The following is a 17,777-nucleotide window of genomic DNA, read 5'->3' as shown; positions in this document are numbered from 1 at the left end:
GGGAAGACATGAAGACCTGCGTGATCCAGATGAATTCGACCGCCGACAAGCCCGCCAATCTGGCGCAGGCGCGGCGGCTGATCGAGGAGGCTGTGGCTTTCGAAAAGCCGGACTGGATCGGCCTGCCGGAAGTGTTCGATTTTCTCGGCGGCTCGAAACCGGAAAAATTCGAGGCCGCCGAAATTTTGCGCGAGGGTCCGGCCTATGCGCTGGGCGCGGAGCTTGCCGCCAAACATGGCGTGTTCCTCCATGCCGGCTCCCTGCTCGAAAGGAACGCCGACGGCGACCGCCTGTCCAACACGTCCGTGGTCTTCGACCGCCTGGGCCGCGAAATCGCGGTCTATCGCAAGATTCACATGTTCGACGTCACCACGCCCGATGGCGCCGCCTATCGCGAAAGCGCCGCCTTCAGGCCGGGCGGCGACGTCGTGACCTATGAGGCCGAGGGCCTGACCTTAGGCTGCGCCATCTGCTACGATATTCGCTTCCCGGCGCTTTTTCAGGCGCTGGCGGCGCGCGGGGCCCAGGCCATCGTGCTGCCCTCCGCCTTCACCCTGCAGACCGGCAAGGACCATTGGGAGGTCCTGTGCCGGGCGCGGGCGATCGAGACGCAAAGCTATTTCCTCGCGCCCGCCCAGACCGGCGCCCATCAGGTCAAGGGCGAAACCCGCCAGACCTATGGCCATTCATTGATTTGCGACCCGTGGGGGCGCCGCATCGCCATGGTCGCCGACGCGCCCGGCTTCGTCGCCGCGCGGCTTGACGCCGCGCTCGTCGCCAAGGTGCGCGCCGCCATCCCGGTCGCGGCGCAGAGGCGCGAGTCCTTTTCCTGATCGGCCCCTTCGGTCCTGATCGGCCCATTCGCTCTTGATCGCCCATTGCGCAGATTGCATTTCGCCGCCGGACGGCGGCAGGCAGACATCGGGCGGAAGACCCGCCTGGCCAAAACAGCCGTTCATCGTCATACAATCTGACAACCAATCCGTTATGACGGCGCGCGACCCGAAGCCGCTTTGGCCCCGCCGCGGCTTTGTGGTAACGCCCGTCGGCCGCCCGCCACGGAAACCCTCACGCGATTTGTTCCGGAGACGACATTGTCCACGACGCCAACCAGCGGGAAACCTCCGCTTGACGACAACCTCGATGATCAAGAGGTCGATCAGCAGAACTTTGACGAAGAGCAGGACTTCATCGACGACGACGACGACCAGACAATCGACGTCAAACAGCGCGTCAAGAAAGCGACCTCGGCGATCAGCGGGCGCATGTACCGCAAGCGCCAGTTGGTCCGCATCGACAGCTTGCGGCCTTCGCTCGCCGAGCGTATCCAACGCGACTTCCCGGACCTGCCGCCGAACGCGAAGATCAGCTATGGCGAACTTGCTCGCTATCAGATGCTTTACGTCGAAGAGCTGCTCCAGCAGGAGCACGGCGAGTTTTCGGAACTCGACCGGGAGGTCGCCGAAAGCATCGCGAAACAGGATACGATCGCCGAGAACACCGAGGAAGAATACGACGAACACCGCACGCTCGGAGAACGCCTATCGGATCAACTGGCAAGCTTCGGCGGGAGTTGGGCCTTTCTGATATCGTTCGGCGTCGTCATGTTGATTTGGATGGCTTTCAATATTGCAAGAGGCGAACGGGCCGCATTCGACCCCTATCCCTTCATATTGCTCAATCTTGTGCTGTCCTGTCTTGCGGCGATCCAGGCGCCGGTCATCATGATGAGCCAGAAGCGGCAGGAAGAAAAAGACCGTCAGCGCTCCTTCAACGACTATCGCGTAAACCTCAAGGCGGAACTCGAAATTCGCCATCTGCACGAAAAGATCGACTACCTCATCTCCCGGCAATGGCAACGCCTGTCGGAAATCCAGCAGGTGCAGATCGAAATGCTACACCAGGGCGGTCGGCACAAAAAAATCAAGACGCCGAAGCCCATCGACGATGGTCAGGCGCAGGAATTGGACCAATCGCCCGACGCCGAGAATGATCAGGAATAGGTTTTGCGGTGGCATTGCATCGGGCGAGGCGGCGTTTATCCGCTCTCCCGCGAAAAAGGGGGGCTCGATGGAGCCATTCGCTAAAGCAAGGGAAGGCGCGGACAGGCTGGTCGCGCGGTTGGCCCATGGGCCCCTCGTCATGGGAATTTTGAACGTCACGCCGGATTCCTTCTCCGACGGCGGACGGTTTGTCGCGGCGGAGGCGGCCCTCGCCCATGCGCAAGCGATGGAGGCCGCCGGCGCGGACATGATCGATATCGGCGCCGAATCCACCCGGCCGGGCTTCGCGCCGGTGGACGAGGCGGAAGAATGGGCGCGGCTTGAGCCCGTGCTGGCGCCTCTTCTCGCGCGCATCGCTCTGCCGGTTTCGGTCGATACGACCAAGGCCGCCGTCGCGCGCCGGGCGGCCTTGCTCGGCGCGACGGCGATCAATGACGTGTCCGGCCTGCGCGCCGATCCGGCCATGGCCGAGGTCGCGGCGGCAAGCGGCGCCGCGCTCATCGTCATGCATCATTGCGCGGAAGCGGATGCGGCGCGCGACATTGTCGCCGACATGCTCGCCTTTTTCGGCGAGACGCTCGAACGCGCCGAAAAAGCCGGCGTGGCGCGCGAAAAAATCGTGCTCGATCCGGGCGTCGGCTTCGGCAAGACTCTGCGCCAGAATCTTCAGGCGATCGACGCCTGCGGCGCCTTGCGGGAAAAATTCGGCCTTCCCGTGCTGATCGGCGCCTCGCGCAAAAGCTTTATCGGCGCCCTGACCGGCGCGCCGGTCGGCGAGCGCCTTGCCGGAACGCTTGCCGCCCATTTGCGCGCCTTTTCGCGCGGGGCGTCGATCTTCCGCGTCCATGACGTCGCCGAACATGTCGGCGCCTTGAGAATCTGGAGCGAAATTGAGCGCGCCTGACGCCCTCGGAGCGCAGCGGCGCATCGGCCTCGGCCTCGGCGCCAATCTCGGCGATCCAGCCGAGAATCTCCGCCGCGCCGTCGCGTCGCTCAGCGCGGCGGGACTCGTGTTCGACGCGCTCTCTTCGCTTTACGCCACCCCGCCCTGGGGCGTGACCGACCAGCCGGACTTCGTCAACGCCTGCGCCTTGGCCCGCACCAGGCTCGCGCCGCTCGACCTGCTCGACCTCGTCAAGGCGACGGAGCGCGCGCTGGGACGCGAGGAAACCCGGCGCTGGGGACCGCGTGCGATCGACATCGATCTTCTGTTTTACGACGACCTCGCATGGCGCGACGACAGGCTGACCCTGCCCCATCCCGGACTTGCGCAACGCGCCTTCGTCCTTGTCCCGCTCGCTGAAATCGCGCCCGACCTGCGCTTTGCCGGCGCGCGGCTCGCCGAGCTTGCGGCGCGCGTCGACGCAAGCGGCGTCCGCCGTCTGTCGCCATTCTGGCCGCGACCGGAATCGTCGAGCGAAACGAATTAAAGATATAATAGAAACAATACCTTAATGAGTTTTCAGGAAAATAGGCCGTCTGGAGTCCGCGGACGGCGGCCGACAAGCGGCGTCGTTCTGTTTACGAAAAAGCGGAAAACGCGCCGGGCTCCAGGCTGGCGACCGGGTTTGGGTATGTACAGCATAGTTATCGTTGATGATCGAGCTACTAATCGCGCCATTTACACACAACTCGCAAGGTCTCTCGGTCAGGACGTCACCGTCCAGGCCTTTGGCGACGCCGCCAGCGCGCTCGACTGGCTGAAAGCGAATGCGGCCGATCTGATCGTCACCGATTACGAAATGCCCCGGATCGACGGCGACGAATTCATCACCCGTTTCCGCGCCCAGCCCGGCTCCGCCCGGGTGCCGATCATGATGATCACCGTCTGCGGACAGCGCCAGAAGCGCCTGCGCGCGCTGGAGAGCGGCGCGACGGATTTTCTGCGCGCGCCGATCGACCATTGCGAATTCATCACCCGGGCGCGCAACCTGCTCAAGCTCAGCCGTTCCGCCGGCGACGCGGCGCCCGCGGCGGAGGCGCGTCCCGAGGACGAAATCCGCGCTTTGCTCGATCGCTGCGGCGAAGGCGGCTTCGCCCTTCATGTCATCGAGATCGTTCCCGTAGGCCCCGCGCCGGATTTGTCCGCCATCCTGCGCGCCCATGTGCGCGAATGCGACGCTGTCGCCCGGCTCGATCCTTTGCGCTACGTCCTGCTGCAAACGGGGGTCGCCCATCGGTCCGACGCGCGGGCCCTGGCGCGCCGCCTGCTGCGCGCCAGGGCGGCCTTCGGGCGCATCGCCACCCTGCGCGCCGGCGCGGCTTTGCCCCGCGCCGGGGAAGATGCGGCGGCCTGCCTACGCGCGGCGATCGGCTCGATGCGCGAAATCTGGCGCGCCGACTCTCCGCGCCCCGTCGCGGAGCGATGGCGTCTCGCGCCTCTGGTCGATCTCGCCAGCGGCGCCCTCGTCGGCGCCCAGTTGCAGGACGGCGCCCGCGAAGCGGAATTCTCCGACCGGGAGGCCCTGAGCGTCGCTTTGTCCTGCGCGGCGCGGACCCGGCGCGATGGAGTCGAAAACTTCCGCCTCTGCCTGCGCCTGAGCCTCGCCAGCGACGACGCCGAGTCCTTTGTTTTGCGCCTGCCGCCGCTTCTCGCCGAATCCGGCGTCGAACCCGCCCGCCTCGATCTCATCCTTCCTGTCACGGATATGCTGGCGAATGGCGCGCGGGCGGACAGGCTCGTTCCCGCCCTCGCCGCCCTCGGCGCCGGACTGACCTTCGATCTTGGGGCGCTCGGGCAGGATAGCGCCGACGCGCCCCATTGGCCGGTCCTGCAAAAGGCGCTGGCCCAGGGCGCGATCGGCGCCATCCGCTTCTCGAGCCCCGACGATGGAGGGGTGGCGCGGGCGCGCGCGCTTCGCGCCCGGATCGAGCGTCAGTTTGGCAAGACGCCCGTTTTGCGCGCGGCCGACGCTGCGTCGCCGGCGCTGCTGGCGCCGCTGAGGCGCGCCGGCGTCGGCTGGGCCCAGGGGCCATGTTTCGGCGCGCCCTTCGCGCTACGCGATTTCAGCGCGCTGCTTGGAACGCGCGCCGCCGAGGATGCGCCGGAAATCAAGGCGCGCCGGGCATGAAATCGTCTGCCGCATCGATCTTCGCCGCGCCTGCCGCGATCGGCCGCGCCGCGCGCGCCGCCTCGGCCGGAATGAGGCGCGGATTCTTTCTCGCCCAGGAACGCCCCGAGCAGGGAATCATGCTCAACCGCCTGTTCCTGGCGCTGGTGGTCCTGTGCGCCGCCGCCTGGCAGGCGGGCCGCGGCGGAGACGCGCGCCTTTTTCTCAATGCCGGCCTGCCCGGACTGCAGGCCTATGTCGTCTTCATCGGGCTGGCGCAGGCCCATCTCGCCTTGCGGCCGGAACCGAACCGGCTTCGCCGCATCGTCGCCATCTGCGCCGATTCCGCCGCCATTTCCTACGGCCTTTATCTGGGCTCAAGCGCATCGGCTTTTCTTTTCCCGCTCTATCTGTGGATGATCCTCGGCAATGGCGTCCGCCTCGGCGCGGCCTATATGGCGGCGTCCGTCGCCAGCGCGGCGATCGGCTTCGCCGCGACGATAGTGTTCACGCCGTTCTGGCGGGCGAACGCCTCGCTGTCCGCCGGCCTGTTCTGCGCGCTCATCACCATGCCGGCCTATGGAGGATTGTTGTTGCGCCGCATCGCCGAGGCCCGCGCCGAAGCCGAGCGCGCCAGTCGCGCCAAGACCCTCCTGCTCGCCAATGTGAGCCACGAGCTGCGCACGCCGCTGACCGCGATTCTCGGCCTCGGCGACATGCTGAAAAACACCCGCCTGGACGGCCAGCAGCGTGATATGGTCGAGACCATCCGCGGCGCCGGCGGCCTCCTTCTGCGCCATATCGAGGGTCTGCTGACGGTCTCGCGCGACGAGATCGGCGTCGAAGCGCCCCCGCCCGAACGGATCGATCTCTACGCCCTGCTGATGTCGCTGCGCGCCATGCTGGCGGTCGAGGCCGACGGCAAGGGCGTGCGCCTGGGCTTAAGCATCGGCGCCGGCGCGCCGCGCTACATTCTTTCGGATGCCGGACTCCTGCTCGACACCATCCAGAACGTGGGCGGCAATGCGGTGAAGTTCACCGCCTCTGGCGCCGTCGCGATCCATGTCTCGGCGCGCGAAGGCGAGGACGGCGGCCTCGTGCTGCGGGTCGAGGCGCGCGACACCGGCATCGGGATCGACAAGGCGGCGCAGGACCGCATTTTCGAAACCTTCGTGCAGGGCGGACCCGACATCGCCGCACGGTTCGGCGGCAGCGGGCTGGGGCTGGCCATCGCGCGGCGCCGGCTCGAGGCGCGCGGCGGGCGCATCGGGGTCGAGAGCGAGCCCGGGAAAGGCGCGCTGTTCTGGTTCGAACTGGCGGTCGAGCGCGACGACGCCGACGCGATCGCGCGCGCCTCGCAAATCATGGCTCCGCCCTTGGTATTCGAGGACGCGCCGGCTTTCGCCGGGCCGCAGGCGCTTGGGCCGGTCTGCGTCGTCGCGCCAGCACCCTTCGACTCCCTGGCCCTCGCCCGGCGCTTCGCCCTCGCCGCCGTCGCCCATGACGCCAACAACGCCGACGAGATCGCGACGGCGCAGCGGATCGCCGCCGAGCTGCGCGACTTGTCGGGCGGACTAGCGGAAGCGCCGCGCGACGAAGCGCTCGCCGCTACGATCCGGCCGCGCGGCGCCGGCCGGAAAATCCTGCTCGCCGAGGACAATGGCGTCAATCGGATGATCTTCGAGGCGATTTTGTCGGGCGGCGGCTATCGGGTCGAAACGGCCGCGGACGGCGAGGCGGCGCTCGACGCCATGCTGAATGAGGATTTCGACCTCATCCTGCTCGACCTCAACATGCCCAGGATCGACGGCATCGAGGCGGCGCGGCTCTATCGCCTCGCGCGCGCCGGAGAGAACCACGCGCCGATCCTCGCCTTGACCGCCGACGCCAGCGCGCAAAGGCGCGAGGACTGCGCGCGCGCCGGGATGGCGGCCTGTCTGGTCAAGCCGATCGCCGCCGAAGCCCTGCTTGCCGCGCTCGACGCCGCATGGGGCGACGCCTCATGGCGCGACGCCGGATCGGCCGCCGCGGCGAAGCCGCCCGAGCGCCACGCGAAAAAAGCCGCCCGCGCAGCGCGGACCGCCGCGACCGCACCGCTCGACGAGTCCTCGATCAAGGCGCTGGCCGCTCTGGGCGGCGAGGATTTCCTGGCCAAGGTGGTCAAGGAATTCATCGAGGAAGGCGGACTCATCGCCGAGCATATGGCGGTCGCGGTCGAACGGGGCGATCGCCACGCCTTCGGTCGCGCGGCGCACGCCCTCGAAAGCAGCGCCGGCAATGTCGGCGCCATCGCCCTGGCCGGGCTCTGCCGGGCGTGGCGCGCGCTCGGAACCGATACTTTCGCGCTTTACGGCGACGATTGTCTCGAAGAACTGCGCGATACATGGAGCCACGCCGTCACAGCGCTCGAGGCCGCCCTGGCGGCGCGCGCCGGCGCCCGATCCGCGCCGCGCCGCACGCCGTGCGGCTGCGGCGAAGCGGCCTGATCCGGAGCGCGGCCGCTTCGCCTTGCGGCCGTCGCTAGAGCGTTTTCCGACCATATTGACGCAATCTGCCGAGGGAATTTCGCGCCGTGGCCAGGAGGGTGGCGACGGCCGTGTCGGGGACACGGCCGAGCCGACCGACGCCGCGACGGCGCGAAAGCCCCCGGCCCGAAGGGTTCGCTTTCGGCGGACGCCCGGCGTCGCGCGCGCCTCGACCGCATCCCCAATGCGCTCTTCGGCGCGCGCTTGCCGGATCGTCTCTCCGAAAGCGAACAGATTGCGTCAATATGGTCGGAAAACGCTTTAGAATCGACCCGCCCGATAATCCTCGAAAGCCTGGATCAGCTCCTGCCGGCTGTTCATCACGAAGGGGCCGCTCCAGGCGATGGGCTCGCGCAACGGTCGCGCCGCGAGCAGCAGGGCGCGGGCGCCTTGCGGGCCGCCGGTCAGGACCGCCTCCCCGCCCGCGCCGAGCGCGAGGAGGGCGAGCGCCTCGACCGCCTGCTCGCCTTTGTCCCCGGGCGCGGAAGCCGAGCCCTCGTAAAGGACGAAAAAGGCCTGGTGATCCGCCGGCAGGGCCTGGCTGAAGGTCGCGCCGGGCGCAAGCTCCACATCCAGATAGACGGCGTCCACATGCGGCGCCCGGACCGGGCCGAGCGCGCCCGACGCCCCCGCGCCGGCAACGATCTTGACCCGGGCGCCCTCTCGCGTCTCGACCGGAATCTGGGCCGCCTTGAATTCCTGATAGGCCGGCGGCGACATTTTCTCGGCGGCGGGCAGGTTGATCCAGAGCTGGAAGCCGCGCATCAGACCGTGGTCCTGTTCCGGCATTTCGGAATGAATCAGGCCGCGCCCGGCCTTCATCCATTGCACGTCGCCGGCCTCGATCACCCCCGAGTGGCCGTGATTATCGCGGTGGCGCATCCGTCCCGCCAGCATATAGGTTACCGTCTCGAAGCCGCGATGCGGGTGATCGGGGAAGCCGCCGATATAATCGCCGGGCTGTTCGGAGCCGAAGAAATCGAGCATCAGGAATGGGTCGACGGGCGGCTGCGCGGCCGAACCGATGAGGCGAATCATCTTCACCCCCGCGCCGTCCGAGGTCGCCTCGCCCCGCGTGACGGCGACGACCTTTCGCGCGTCCAAATCCTTTCGCGCTTCCAAATCCTGCATGACGGTCATGCCATGTCTCCTTTGCTCCGAGACATTGGCGGACTGGCGGCGCGCGACAAGTTCGCGCCTGTCAGCCTTTGCCGAAATGCAAGCTTTTTATCAGCGCTTGACCGGGCAGAAGGATTCGTAGAGCACGCCGATCAGCCGTTCGGCCTTTTCGTCGGCCAATGCGTAGCGGATGGTCTGGCCATCGCGGCGGGGGCGCACGAGGCCGTCCTTCCGCAGCAAGGCGAGATGCTGGGAAATCAGGCTTTGCCGGGCGGAGAGCTTTTCGGCGATGTCGCCGACCGGCGATTCGCCTTGCGCCAGCAGGCACAGGATCCGCAGCCGCACGGGATTGGCCAGCGATTTGAGAAAGTCGCTGGCCTGATCGGCCGCGTCGGCGAGCGCCGCTGCGTCAACGGGCCCCCTCGTCGGAGCCTCGTCGGCATGCGCGTGAATGTCCAGGGCGGAGGGCATGTTTCGCTATCGTCTCCGAGGCGCGGGCGTCTGTCGTTTCGCTGCCGCCACAATGTGCCGCGAGGCGGCGTTATGCGCACTTATTCATACTTTCGCGATTATTCATATTGCCGATAACGCATGCCTGTTGGCAAGGGCAAGATGAAATATTTTTCCGCAGAGCTGAACTTTGGACAAGGATTTGGGCTGGAGCCTGGCCTCGCGCCCGAGGCCGCTGGACAGCGATAAAGCCGGAAGCTATGAAAACAGCCCCGAAACTAAAGTTTTCACGAATGCTCGCCCACTCTCTCCGACCGTCAGCGCAAAATTTTCGAAAGACGAGACGCCGCCGGGCCGAAGACGATTCATGTGGAAATGATTGAGGTTGCTCCAGGCCTCCCCGCGACGCTCCATCGCCCGGAAGCGCCCGCGAGCCCCGGCTGGCGGGCGGCCAATAAATCCTTGTCGTGAAAGGCGGATTGGCAATTGATGGCGAAATATCCAGTCTTCATCATCGGCTCCCCCCGGTCGGGAACGAGCGCGCTCGCCGAAGGCATGCTGCGCGCGGGCTACAATGGTTTCCGCGAGGGAAATTTTCTCAGCCTGCTGACGGTTCTCGGCCGTTTCATCGACCGCCATTTCGCCACGTTCGGCAATGACGGGCCGAAGGTTCTCGCCTCGGTCGTCGACAAGGAGGCGCTGATGGATTCGATCGCCGTCGTTTTCCGCGACGTCGTCAACCGCCACAATCCCGACGCGCCGTGGTTCGACAAGACCGGCAATCCCGAAATGATCGAGGCGATCCCGACCTTGCTCGAGCTTTGGCCCGAAAGCGTGTTCATTTTCGCTAAAAGGCGCGCCATCGAGAATATCGTTTCCCGCCTGAAAAAATTTCCCGGCCATAATTTCGAATATCATTGCCGCGACTGGGCGCGAAACATGGAAGCCTGGAGGCTCATGCGGGACAAAATCCCGCGGGACAAATATGTCGAGGTCGATCAACAGGATCTGATCCGGGATCCCACGACGGCCGCCGCGGCCATCGGCCATTTGCTGGACCTTGCCGACGCCAATGTGGCGGCGATGACCCAGGCCTTCCAGAAGGATCGTCCGCAGGAGACCGAGGCGGGAACCGCCCGGCGCGTCCTCGCCCTCGCGGATCTGTGGGACGAGCCGAGACGCGCCCTTTTCGAGCGCCTGTGCGGGCCTGAAATGAAGGCCTATGGCTATTCGTTCGACGAAAGCTATTGGGAAGGCGCCTAAGGCGGCTTCGCGCGGCGGCGCTGAGTTGGCGCCGGAAGCCCTTGACTTGAGGCGGGACGGGCTCGACCATCGCCCGCTCGCAGCCCGGCGCGGCCTTCGCCTCATGTCGCTCAAAATTCGAATCGACCTTCTTTTCGGCCTGGTGCTTCTGCTTGGCCTTGCCGCCGATATCGGCCGCATGGCGGTCAACGCCCGCGCCCGCGTCCAGGCCGAAAGCGCGGCGATGACCAGGGTGACGCGCGATTTCGTCGAAGCCGCGTTCAACAATTTCCACGGCGCCCCCGCCCCCGAAGCGAGCCTGCGCCATCTCGCGCGCAGCCTCGATTCGTTGCGCCATGTCCGCATCGCCTTCGTCCACGATACCGGACAAATCCCGGCGGCCGCGCTTGCGCCGGACATTTCGCGGCGCGAATCGCCGTCCTGGTTCGACGCCCTCATCCACGCCCGCGCCCATCTGACGATCCTGCCGGCGGTGATCGACGGCCGCAAATATGGCGACATCGTCATCGCCAGCGATCCCGCCGACGAGGTCAACGAGGTCTGGCAGGATGTCCGCAATCTGGCCCTGACCGGCGGCGCGATCGCGCTCGCGGCCCTGATCGGCGCGAGCTTCATCCTCGGCCGCACCTTGGCCCCGCTGGAGAGCTGCGCGGGCGCGCTCGGCGCCTTGCGCGACGGCGACTACCGGACGCGGGTCGAAGCCGCCGGATCGCCGGAGTTTCACGACCTCTGCGCCAAGATCAACGCCCTCGCCGCCGCGCTGCAAAGCCTGTCGGACGCCAATCGCGCCCTGATCCAGCGCCTGATGGAGGTGCAGGAAGACGAGCGCAAAAGGATCGCGCGGGAATTGCACGACGAGATCGGCCCCTATCTCTTCGCCCTGCGCGCCAACGCCAGCCTGCTCGAAAAAGGCCTTAAAAATTCGGGACAGGAGGAGCTTGAACGCCGCGTCGCCGCCATACGCGGCGAGATCGAGTCGCTGCAGGGCCACAACAAGCGCATTCTACGCCAGTTGCGCCCGCCCGCGCTCGACGAACTGGGGCTGTGCGAGGCGCTGAAAATCCTGGTGGACGGCTGGCGCGAAACCGAGCCCGGCGTCGATATCGAACTGAGCCTGCCGCAGGGGCTCGACCCGCCCGACGAGAAGACCGGACTTGCGCTCTACCGGCTGGTTCAGGAGGCCCTCACCAATATTTATCGCCATGCCAGGGCGACCCACGCCTCGATCGTCCTGTCGCGCAACGTGTCGCCGCCGGAAATCCGCGTCCGCGTCCAGGACGACGGCGTCGGGATCGATCCGTCGAAGCCGCCGGGCCTCGGCCTGACCGGGATGCGCGAGCGCGTCTTGAGCCTTGGCGGAAGTCTCAGCTTCGGCGAGGCGCCGGGCGGCGGCGGGCTGGTCGAGGCGGCCCTGCCGCTGGCGCAAGGGAAAGATTTGTGACAACTTGTTGCAAATAGATCACAGGCAATAGCTAAAATATTCTCAGCGTCTAGGTTTAATATAGACGCCGGGATTTTTTCCTGCTCGATCAGGATGCTTTCCCCGGAGCAAATCTTCCCGATCAAACCAGCTTATATTAGTGTCTTCATTATGACGAAAAATGGCGCCGGCCGGGAGCCGTGGCGGCGAAACCCGGGGCGGCGGAAAAACAGCCAAGGTCGAACGGCCGCCTGCCAAAGTTTGGGGAAACAGATGAACCGCCTGCGCTCCGCCCTTCTCGCGACCGTCGCCGTCCTCGGCGCGCCGGCGCTCGCTTTTGCGCAGAGCGGACAGCCGCTTCCCGACATCGACGTGACCACCGACGTGCCGAGCGCCCGGCCGCGGGTTGCGGCGCGCCCGGCCCCCGCGCCCCGCGTCGCGGCCACGCCCGTCGTCACGCGTCAAGCCGCCCCTGGTGTCGCGGCGCCGCCAGTGGCCGCGCCGCCGCCCAGCGCCGCCCCGTTCGATTTCACCCGCGACGTGACGCCGGCCAACAACACCCGCATCAACGCGAAAGAGATTTCGCGCGTCGGATCGCCCGACGCCGCCGCCGTCCTCCAACAGCTCGCGCCGGGCGTCGACGTGCAGAGCGCTTCCGGCAATTCGCTCTCGCCCGACGTGGTCTTTCGCGGCTTCGTCTCGTCGCCGATCCAAGGCACGCCACAGGGCCTCGCCATCTATCAGAACGGCGTGCGCGTGAACGAGGCCTTCGGCGACACGATGAACTGGGACGCGCTCCCGACCTTCGCCATCGCCTCGATGGACATGATTTCCGCCAATCCGGTCTATGGCCTCAATGCGCTCGGCGGCGCCGTCAATATCAGGATGAAGGACGGCTTCAACAACCAGGGCGGCCAGCTCCAGATTTCCGGCGGCTCCTACGGCCGCATCCAGGGCGCGGTGGAATATGGCAAGCAGGTCGGCGATTTCGCCTTTTATGGCGCGCTCGAAGGCGTGCAGGACAATGGCTTCCGTATCGACGGCGCCTCGGCCATCAAGCGCTTCTATGGCGATCTCGGCTATCGCGCCAACGGCAATGAATTTCACCTAACCTTAGGCCTCGCCGACAATGAATTCGGCGCGAGCGGCCCGGCCCCGATCCAGATGCTGCAGCAATATTGGGGCAGCACCTACACTTATCCGCAGACCCAGCATTACCAGATCGGGCAGATCGCGCTCTCCGGCAGTTTCAACCTGTCGCCGACCTGGAGCCTCACCACCAACGCCTATGTCCGCCGCTATATCCAGCACACGGTGGACGGCAACGCGACCTCGGTCCAGCCCTGCGCCGACCCGTCGCAGCTTTGCTTCGGCGACGATTCGACGCCGGCCAATGGCGTGAACGGCCAGCAGCTCGCCAATCCCTTCCCGCCGAACACGGTGCTGGGCGAGATCGACTATTCGCACATCCTCACCACCAGCGCCGGGGCCAACGCGCAGCTCACCAACAGCGACACATTGTTCGGCCTGAAGAACCACGCGACCCTGGGCGCGAGCTTCGATTTCGGCGCGACCAATTACGCCGCCACGCCCGAACTGGCGACCATCCTGCCCAATTATTATGTCCTCGGCAGCGGCGTCATTATCGGGAACTCCGGCGAACCGGTCACCGAAGGCCCCGTCAGCGTCAACAGTTACAACCGCTATTTCGGCCTCTATGCCCTCGACGCGCTCGACCTCACCGACAAGCTGACCCTTTCGGCCGGCGCGCGCCTGAACATCGCTTCGATCTCGCTCTCCGACCAGCTCGGCGGCGACGTCAACGGCGACAGCCAATATACCCACGTCAATCCCATGGTCGGCCTGACCTACAAGATCACGCCCGACCTGCTGGCCTATGGCTCGTTCTCGGAAGCCAATCGCGCGCCGACGCCGCTCGAACTCGGCTGCGCCAATCCGCAGCAGCCCTGCCTCATGGCGAGCTTCCTGGTTTCCGACCCGCCGCTCCAGCAGGTCGTGGCCCAGACCTTCGAGGCGGGCCTGCGCGGACAGCATGTTCTCGCCGACGACTGGGGCGCGGTGGGCTGGAAGGCGGGCGTCTACCGCACCCTCAGCCTCAACGACATCCTCAATATTCCCGACCCCTATTTGCAGGGCTACGGCTATTTCGCCAATGTCGGCGACACGCTCCGCCAGGGCGTCGAAGCGCAGATCAATTACCGCAAGGGCCCCTTCACCGTCCGCGCCACCTACGCCTATATCGACGCGACCTTCCGCAACTACCTGACGCTCGGCTCGAACAGCCCTTCAGCCGACGCCAGCGGCAATATCTATGTCGTCCCCGGCGACCAGATCCCGCTGATCCCGCGCCAGCGCGCGAAAATCAGCCTCGACTGGGACATCAATTCCAGAACCCGCGTCGGCGCGGACGTCCTCATCACCGGGCCGATGCGCTATGCCGGCGACGCCTCCAACCAGCAGCCGCAGATTCCGGGCTACGCCACCGTCTCGCTCAACGGCGCCTACAAGATTACGCGCGATGTCGAGGTCTTCGCCCGCGCCGAAAACTTGCTGAACCAGCGCTATTACACCTACGGGACCTATTTCGACACGTCGTCCCTGTTCCAGGCCTTCACCAATCCGGAAATGCTCGTCCCCTCCCAGCCTTTGTCCTTCTACGCCGGCCTGCGGGTGAAGTTCTAGAGCGTTTTCCGACCATATTGACGCAATCTGTTCGCTTTCGGAGAGACGATCCGGCAAGCGCGCGCCGAAGAGCGCATTGGGGATGCGGTCGAGGCGCGCGCGACGCCGGGCGTCCGCCGAAAGCGAACCCTTCGGGCCGGGGGCTTTCGCGCCGTCGCGGCGTCGGTCGGCTCGGCCGTGTCCCCGACACGGCCGTCGCCACCCTCCTGGCCACGGCGCGAAATCCCCTCGGCAGACTGCGTCAATATGGTCGGAAAACGCTCTAAGACTTACCGCGCGACAATCCCGACCAGGACCGGCCGGTCGCGATATGAGCCCGGATAGAGCCGACGCAAGGCGGCGATCTTGGGCAGATCGTTGATGACGATATAGGGATAGTCGGGATTGAGCGCCAGAAAGTCCTGATGATAGGCCTCGGCCGGATAGAAGGTCTTGCCCGGCTCGATGGTCGTCACGATCGGGGCGTGAAAGGCGTGGGCCTGATCGAGCTGGGTGATATAGGCCCGCGCTATGCTCGCCTGCCCCTCGTCGCTCGGGAAGATCGCCGAGCGATATTGCGTCCCGTAGTCCGGGCCCTGCCGGTTCAGCTCGGTCGGGTCATGGGCCACCGCGAAATAGATTTGCAGGATGCGCCCGAGACTGGTTTTCGTCGGATCGAAAGTGACCCGCACCGATTCGGCATGGCCGGTGTCGCCCCGGCTGGTCAGGTCGTAATGGGCGGTCGCCGCGACGCCGCCGGCATAGCCGGAAACCGCCCGCGTCACCCCCTTCACATGCTGGAAAACGCCCTGCACGCCCCAGAAACAGCCGCCGGCGAGCACAATGCTCTCCGGCCCCTGATGTATCATCTCGTCCTGAATGGGCGCGGGAATGGTGTGCGGCTTTTCGTCGGCCCTGGCGGTGGCGGCGCCGAGAGCCAGCGCCGCCGACAGAATGAGACTTTTCACGATTTTCATGAGCATTCCCTCTCAGCCGAAGGTGAAGGCATAGGCGCGCACGCCCGGATCGAGGAATTCGATCCGGAACAGGCGGTCGCGAATGTCGCCGGACTGGCGGACGAGCTGGTAGAGGCGGTCGCCGGTCACTGTCCCCTCGCCCTGCGCATTGACATCCACCCCGTGGCTGGCGCCGGGGACCGCGCCATCGACCGTCACCTTGAAGCGCACCGGCTTGCCGTCGGCGCCGGGTCCGAGAACCAGATTGAGATCGCGGGCGTGGAAGCGGAAGAATATGGCGCCGCCCGGCTTATCGAGTTCGGCGCGCTCCTCCTGGACCGTCCAGTCGCCGGCCAGGCTCCATTGGTTGAGCTTGAGGTCGGCGACGCCCTCATAGGCATGGGCGCGATCCTGAACGGCGCCGTCGGGCGAGGCGAAATTTTCGGCGCGGCCATAGCCGATATAGGTCTCCGGCGATTTGAGCGCGGCGAAGTCGGGCGCCGCCTCGACGCCTGACGCCTTGTCCAGGACCGGCTTCGACGGCGCGACCGCATGTCCGGCCTCGGCCAGAAGCTCCTGGATCGCCTTTTCGGTTTCGGCGTAATCGCCCTCGCCAAAATGCTGATGGCGCAGATGGCCGCGCGCGTCGATGAGATATTCCGCCGGCCAGTACTGATTGCCGAAAGCGCGCCAGATCGCGTAATCGTTGTCGATCGCCACCGGATAGTCGATGTGAAGGTCGGCGACCGCGCGCTTCACATTGGATATGTCGCGCTCGAAGGCGAATTCGGGCGCGTGGACGCCGATCACCACCAGACCCTGATCGCGGTATCTGTCGGCCCAGGCCCGGACATAGGGCAGGGTCCGCAGGCAGTTGATGCAGCTATAGGTCCAGAAATCGACCAGCACCACCTTGCCCTTAAGCTCCTTCCAGGTCAGCGGCGGCGAATCGAGCCAGGCGACGGCGCCGGTCAGCGCCGGGGCCGGGCCGTCGTCCGGCAGGTTGGCAACGAGACGCGCAGGCTCCGCCTTCAACGCACCCGCGCCGGCCTTCATCATCATCGCGCCCTCGCCCGGCGCCATGACGACCGAGGCCTTCTGGTCGGCGGCGGCATGCGCAGGCGTGAATTTGTCGATGAGCGCCTGTTCCCATTTGTCGGTGCTCGCCAGCGACAGATTGGCGAGAAAGCCGGTGTCGGCTCCAAGCGCGATGGCCGCGACCGCGACCAGCACCGCGACGCCGAAACCGCGCCGCGCCCATTCGCCGATGCCGAGCGAACGCTTCATCGCCGCGAAAACCTTGCCGCCGATGAGCAAAGCCAGAGCGAGCGAGGTCGCCGCGCCGAGGCCATAGGCGAGCAGCAGGAAAGAGGTCCCGGCGCTCGCGCCCTTGAGCGCCGCGCCGGTCAGAATGACGCCGAGGATCGGGCCGGCGCAGGGCGCCCACAACAGGCCGGTGGCGACGCCGAGCAGCAAGGACGCGCCGATTCCGCCCTCCCCGTCCGCGCGCTGCGACAGACGGCCGCCGAGGGAAACCAACGGCGCCGACAGCCGCTCGGAGAGCCCCGGCCACAGCAGCGCGAGGCCGAACAAAGCCATCAGCGCCAGAGCGAGATCGCGGCCGATGGAATTGGCGTGGGCCGCCCAGCCGCCGCCGACGGCGGCGAGCGTCGCGACCAGAGCGAAGGTCATGGCCATGCCCAGCAGCATGGGCAGGCCGCGACGCCCGAAAGATCGCCCGGCGCCGGCGAAGACGAAAGGCAGAACGGGGAGGATGCAGGGGCTGGCGATGGTCAGGGCGCCGCCCAGGAAGGCGAGCAGGTAGAGGATCATGTCAGGCCGCCTTGAATTTCAGCGCCGCGCCGTTCATGCAATAGCGCAGGCCCGTCGGCTTGGGACCGTCGTTGAAGACATGGCCGAGATGGCCGGCGCAGCGCGCGCAATTCACCGCCGTGCGGACCATGCCGAAGGAGCGGTCCTCCTTCTCGGTCACTGCATGGGGGAGCGGGGCCCAGAAGCTCGGCCAGCCGGTGCCGCTGTCATATTTGGTCGCCGAGGAATAGAGATCGAGGTCGCAGCCGGCGCAGGCGAAAATCCCCTTGCGCTTCTCGTGCAGGAGCGGGCTGGTGAAGGGCCGCTCGGTGCCGTCGCGGCGCAGAATCTCATATTGGTCGGGCGTCAGAAGCTTGCGCCATTCGGCGTCGCTGTGGACGATCTTGTCCTCGGCGGCGGCGGCCTGCGCGGCGCCCCCGGCGAGCGCGGCGCAAGCGATGAGGCCGAAGGTCGCGCGACGAGTGAACATGGGCTTT

14 protein-coding genes are annotated in these 17,777 nt (G+C 66.3%); 9 read left to right on the top strand and 5 right to left on the bottom strand.

Going from position 1 to position 17,777, the window contains the following annotated elements; genetic code table 11:
- Positions 1 to 8: 8 nt before the first annotated feature.
- From K2U94_RS04785 to K2U94_RS04760, 6 genes are all read left to right on the top strand, one after another.
- A complete protein-coding gene (locus K2U94_RS04785; protein ID WP_243066120.1) occupies positions 9 to 833 on the top strand; it encodes a carbon-nitrogen hydrolase family protein in 825 nt (274 codons plus the stop codon).
- Positions 834 to 1,094: 261 nt separating this feature from the next.
- Positions 1,095 to 2,003 (top strand): DUF1003 domain-containing protein, encoded by a 909-nt coding sequence (locus K2U94_RS04780; protein WP_252393666.1) that lies wholly within the window; start codon positions 1,095 to 1,097, stop codon positions 2,001 to 2,003.
- A gap of 139 nt (positions 2,004 to 2,142) precedes the next feature.
- Positions 2,143 to 2,907, top strand: coding sequence for a dihydropteroate synthase (gene folP / locus K2U94_RS04775; RefSeq protein ID WP_243066119.1), 765 nt, complete (start codon positions 2,143 to 2,145; stop codon positions 2,905 to 2,907).
- Positions 2,894 to 3,433, top strand: coding sequence for a 2-amino-4-hydroxy-6-hydroxymethyldihydropteridine diphosphokinase (gene folK / locus K2U94_RS04770; protein ID WP_243066118.1), 540 nt, complete (start codon positions 2,894 to 2,896; stop codon positions 3,431 to 3,433). Before folP ends, folK begins: the two co-directional genes overlap by 14 nt.
- A 144-nt stretch (positions 3,434 to 3,577) precedes the next feature.
- Complete coding sequence (locus K2U94_RS04765) at positions 3,578 to 5,074, top strand: response regulator (RefSeq protein WP_243066117.1); 1,497 nt, start codon at positions 3,578 to 3,580, stop codon at positions 5,072 to 5,074.
- Entirely contained in the window at positions 5,071 to 7,539 is a 2,469-nt protein-coding gene (locus tag K2U94_RS04760; RefSeq protein WP_243066116.1) for a response regulator, read from the top strand. Before K2U94_RS04765 ends, K2U94_RS04760 begins: the two co-directional genes overlap by 4 nt.
- 300 nt (positions 7,540 to 7,839) lie before the next feature.
- Here K2U94_RS04760 and K2U94_RS04755 read toward each other — a convergent pair whose 3' ends face one another.
- Both K2U94_RS04755 and K2U94_RS04750 read right to left on the bottom strand, forming a co-directional pair.
- Positions 7,840 to 8,718: a pirin family protein gene (locus tag K2U94_RS04755; protein ID WP_243066115.1), complete on the bottom strand. Its 879-nt coding sequence runs from the start codon at positions 8,716 to 8,718 to the stop codon at positions 7,840 to 7,842.
- Positions 8,719 to 8,808: 90 nt separating this feature from the next.
- Positions 8,809 to 9,168: an ArsR/SmtB family transcription factor gene (locus K2U94_RS04750; protein ID WP_243066114.1), complete on the bottom strand. Its 360-nt coding sequence runs from the start codon at positions 9,166 to 9,168 to the stop codon at positions 8,809 to 8,811.
- A gap of 468 nt (positions 9,169 to 9,636) precedes the next feature.
- Between K2U94_RS04750 and K2U94_RS04745 the strand changes: the two genes are divergently transcribed.
- From K2U94_RS04745 to K2U94_RS04735, 3 genes are all read left to right on the top strand, one after another.
- Positions 9,637 to 10,410 (top strand): sulfotransferase family protein, encoded by a 774-nt coding sequence (locus tag K2U94_RS04745; protein ID WP_243066113.1) that lies wholly within the window; start codon positions 9,637 to 9,639, stop codon positions 10,408 to 10,410.
- A gap of 103 nt (positions 10,411 to 10,513) precedes the next feature.
- Complete coding sequence (locus K2U94_RS04740) at positions 10,514 to 11,851, top strand: histidine kinase (protein ID WP_243066112.1); 1,338 nt, start codon at positions 10,514 to 10,516, stop codon at positions 11,849 to 11,851.
- Positions 11,852 to 12,103: 252 nt separating this feature from the next.
- A complete protein-coding gene (locus K2U94_RS04735; protein WP_243066111.1) occupies positions 12,104 to 14,533 on the top strand; it encodes a TonB-dependent receptor in 2,430 nt (809 codons plus the stop codon).
- Positions 14,534 to 14,802: 269 nt separating this feature from the next.
- On the opposite strand, the gene msrA is transcribed toward K2U94_RS04735, so the two are convergent.
- From msrA to msrB, 3 genes are read right to left on the bottom strand one after another with little or no spacing between them, the layout of a single operon-like run.
- On the bottom strand, positions 14,803 to 15,489 hold the full coding sequence (gene msrA / locus K2U94_RS04730; protein WP_243066110.1) for a peptide-methionine (S)-S-oxide reductase MsrA: 687 nt from the start codon (positions 15,487 to 15,489) through the stop codon (positions 14,803 to 14,805).
- A gap of 12 nt (positions 15,490 to 15,501) precedes the next feature.
- Positions 15,502 to 17,301, bottom strand: a complete 1,800-nt coding sequence (locus K2U94_RS04725) for a cytochrome c biogenesis protein DipZ (protein ID WP_243066109.1) — start codon at positions 17,299 to 17,301, stop codon at positions 15,502 to 15,504.
- Between the two features lies 1 nt (position 17,302).
- Entirely contained in the window at positions 17,303 to 17,770 is a 468-nt protein-coding gene (gene msrB, locus K2U94_RS04720; protein ID WP_243066108.1) for a peptide-methionine (R)-S-oxide reductase MsrB, read from the bottom strand.
- Positions 17,771 to 17,777: the final 7 nt, after the last annotated feature.

Origin of the sequence: Candidatus Rhodoblastus alkanivorans (genome assembly GCF_022760755.1) — a bacterium.
In the GTDB taxonomy this organism is placed as follows: domain Bacteria; phylum Pseudomonadota; class Alphaproteobacteria; order Rhizobiales; family Beijerinckiaceae; genus Rhodoblastus; species Rhodoblastus alkanivorans.
This window is presented reverse-complemented; position numbering and strand designations above follow the sequence as displayed.

Excerpts from the sequence above, each read along its gene's own strand:
- K2U94_RS04735 (WP_243066111.1), top strand. The coding sequence starts at position 12,104 with ATGAACCGCCTGCGCTCCGCCCTTCTCGCGACCGTCGCCGTCCTCGGC.
- K2U94_RS04745 (WP_243066113.1), top strand. The coding sequence starts at position 9,637 with ATGGCGAAATATCCAGTCTTCATCATCGGCTCCCCCCGGTCGGGAACG.
- K2U94_RS04750 (WP_243066114.1), bottom strand. The coding sequence starts at position 9,168 with ATGCCCTCCGCCCTGGACATTCACGCGCATGCCGACGAGGCTCCGACG.
- msrB (WP_243066108.1), bottom strand. The coding sequence starts at position 17,770 with ATGTTCACTCGTCGCGCGACCTTCGGCCTCATCGCTTGCGCCGCGCTC.
- folP (WP_243066119.1), top strand. The coding sequence starts at position 2,143 with ATGGGAATTTTGAACGTCACGCCGGATTCCTTCTCCGACGGCGGACGG.
- K2U94_RS04760 (WP_243066116.1), top strand. The coding sequence starts at position 5,071 with ATGAAATCGTCTGCCGCATCGATCTTCGCCGCGCCTGCCGCGATCGGC.
- K2U94_RS04725 (WP_243066109.1), bottom strand. The coding sequence starts at position 17,301 with ATGATCCTCTACCTGCTCGCCTTCCTGGGCGGCGCCCTGACCATCGCC.
- K2U94_RS04765 (WP_243066117.1), top strand. The coding sequence starts at position 3,578 with ATGTACAGCATAGTTATCGTTGATGATCGAGCTACTAATCGCGCCATT.
- msrA (WP_243066110.1), bottom strand. The coding sequence starts at position 15,489 with ATGAAAATCGTGAAAAGTCTCATTCTGTCGGCGGCGCTGGCTCTCGGC.
- K2U94_RS04785 (WP_243066120.1), top strand. The coding sequence starts at position 9 with ATGAAGACCTGCGTGATCCAGATGAATTCGACCGCCGACAAGCCCGCC.
- K2U94_RS04740 (WP_243066112.1), top strand. The coding sequence starts at position 10,514 with ATGTCGCTCAAAATTCGAATCGACCTTCTTTTCGGCCTGGTGCTTCTG.
- K2U94_RS04755 (WP_243066115.1), bottom strand. The coding sequence starts at position 8,718 with ATGACCGTCATGCAGGATTTGGAAGCGCGAAAGGATTTGGACGCGCGA.